This is a genomic window from Streptomyces bambusae (assembly GCF_019400985.1).
GTDB classification, from domain to species: Bacteria; Actinomycetota; Actinomycetes; order Streptomycetales; family Streptomycetaceae; genus Streptomyces; species Streptomyces bambusae_A.
This window is the reverse complement of record NZ_WTFF01000574.1, coordinates 1-2,211: the sequence shown is the minus strand read 5'-3', so window position 1 is coordinate 2,211 and position 2,211 is coordinate 1. Positions and strand designations below refer to the sequence as shown.

General features: G+C 71.4%; 3 protein-coding genes and 1 pseudogene. All 4 read right to left on the bottom strand.

From position 1 onward, the window contains the following. Window positions 1-413, bottom strand: a pseudogene (locus GPJ59_RS38260) (HD-GYP domain-containing protein); the annotation flags it as partial. Window positions 414-633: 220 nt separating this feature from the next. Beyond that, window positions 634-936 carry a mycothiol system anti-sigma-R factor gene (gene rsrA, locus GPJ59_RS35685; protein ID WP_219672277.1) on the bottom strand — a complete coding sequence of 101 codons (303 nt, stop codon included), beginning with the start codon at window positions 934-936 and terminating at the stop codon, window positions 634-636. After that, window positions 933-1,577 carry a sigma-70 family RNA polymerase sigma factor gene (locus GPJ59_RS35680; protein WP_219672278.1) on the bottom strand — a complete coding sequence of 215 codons (645 nt, stop codon included), beginning with the start codon at window positions 1,575-1,577 and terminating at the stop codon, window positions 933-935. The genes rsrA and GPJ59_RS35680 overlap by 4 nt, the downstream gene beginning before the upstream one ends. A gap of 313 nt (window positions 1,578-1,890) precedes the next feature. Continuing rightward, on the bottom strand, window positions 1,891-2,211 hold a 321-nt coding region (locus GPJ59_RS35675), incomplete at its 5' end, for an alpha/beta hydrolase family protein (protein WP_374201007.1).

The window sequence follows — 2,211 nt, the reverse complement described above, 5'->3', positions numbered from 1 at the left end:
AGAAGCTCACCTAGCCCAGGACCACAGTTAAGACGAGGGTGGGCAGGTAAGGGAGCGGTGACCGCACCCACCGCCCGCCGGCCGTCGCCGGGCTGCTCGCCAAGTTCCGCCCCGGGGACCGCGGCGAGGGCGGCGGCCGCGGGCGGCAGCAGGAAGACGGCGGCGAGCAGGACGGGCAGGAAGGAGCCGATGCCCTCGGGGGCGCGGCCGCCCGGCAGCGGGCAGAGGCGGATCAGCTCGCAGCCGAGGTAGAGCGCGGCGAGGGAGGGCAGGGCGGGCGGGAACGCACCGCCGTGGCCGGGGGAAGCGGAACCGAGGTGCGCGAGGGGGGCGAGGGCCGGCCATACGCATGCGACTGCCCCGGCGAGCGCGGCCAGCACACAGATGCGCGCCGCCGGCGGAAGTACCCGCATGGCGCTCTCCTCCCCGGGGGCCTTGCACGATGCGGAAAGCCGGGTACCGGCGGTCGGACCGGTACCGATTGGGGAGAATAGGCGTGCCCTGCCGGCGTGGCGGGCCACATTTTCGTATTGCACCGTCCGGGAACCCCCGGATTAGCACCTTCGGGTGAACGAAAGGGCGTTCCGGGGATTGCGGCCGGGAAGGGTCTCAGCCGGTGGCCGGGCGGCGGCGTCAGCCGGTGGCCGGGCCCGCGGTGACGTCGTGGTCGGGCACGGCCTGGCCCGAGCGGATCAGCTCGATCCGGCCCATCACCTTGGAGCGCAGGTCGGACGGTACGTCGTCCGATCCGCAGCAGCGCTTGACCAGCTTCTTCACGGCCTGCTCCAGGCCGTACTTCTCCAGGCAGGGATTGCATTCGCCGAAGTGCGTCTCGAACTTCGTGCAGTCGCTGTCCGGCATTTCGTGGTCCAGGAACTCGTAGAGGTGGTCCAGGACCTCAGCGCAGTCCGTCTCGTGCGGCTCTCCGCAGCTCATGAGCCCGAGCCTTTCCGGTCGTTCGACTCCCCCGCGCCGGCGGGGACCAGCCCGCGCTCACGGGCGTAGTCCTCCAGCATTCCACGGAGTTGACGGCGGCCACGGTGCAGTCGCGACATGACCGTACCGATGGGTGTACCCATGATGTCCGCGATCTCCTTGTACGCAAACCCCTCTACGTCCGCGAGATACACGGCGATGCGGAACTCCTCCGGGATGGCCTGGAGGGCTTCCTTGACGTCCGAGTCGGGCAGGTGGTCCAGCGCCTGCGACTCGGCGGAGCGCAGACCCGTGGACATGTGCGACTCGGCGCGCGCCAGCTGCCAGTCCTCGATCTCCTCCGCCGCGCTGCGCTGGGGTTCGCGCTGCTTCTTGCGGTAGGAGTTGATGAAGGTGTTGGTCAGGATGCGGTACAGCCACGCCTTGAGGTTGGTCCCCTCCCGGAACTGGTGGAAGGACCCGTACGCCTTCGCGTACGTCTCCTGGACCAGGTCCTCGGCGTCGGCCGGGTTGCGCGTCATGCGCAGCGCGGCCGAGTACATCTGGTCGAGGTAGCCGAGTGCGTCCCGTTCGAAGCGCGCGTTGCGCTCCGCGGTCGTCTCCTCCGCGTGGCCTTCGTCGGTCCCAGTGACGGAACCCACCTCCTCCGACAGCGTGGCGGCTCCGAATGCGGACCCACTCGAATCGGAGAATAGTCGACCATCCCGGCCGTCCGCCGCCCGGAGGGGGGCGCGCTTGGGGGCCGGCAGCACCGTCCAGTCCAGGTCGGCCTGGGGGCGGTTCTGACTGATGACCTGCGTCATGCGCCGCGTCCTCTCCTTCGGTGGGTTCCGTACGTACGTACCGTCACCCCGGACAACCAAGGACCCCGGCCGGGCATTCCCGGCAGCCGCCGGCCGGGGCGGGGCTGCGGCGCGGCTCACGCGGCCGACCACCGCGGGGCTGCGGCGCGGCTCACGCGGCGAGCCCGGCCAGCCAGTCCGCCACGGCTCCGGTGATCACTTCCAGGGCCTCCTCCTGGGAGACCTCCGCCTTCTTGGGCACGGCGAAACCGTGGTCGCCGTAGGGGACCTCGACGAGCTCGAAGTCCCCGTCCGGGAACTCCTCGGGCCGCCCGAAGGGGTCCCGCGCCCCCTGTACGACGAGGGTGGGCAGGGCGGACCCGGTCAGCTCCCCGGCCCGGGACTTCTCCGGCCGGCCCGGCGGGTGCAGCGGGAAGCTCAGCGCCAGCACGGCCAGGGCGCCGAGCTCCCGGCCGGTGCGGCAGGCCACGCG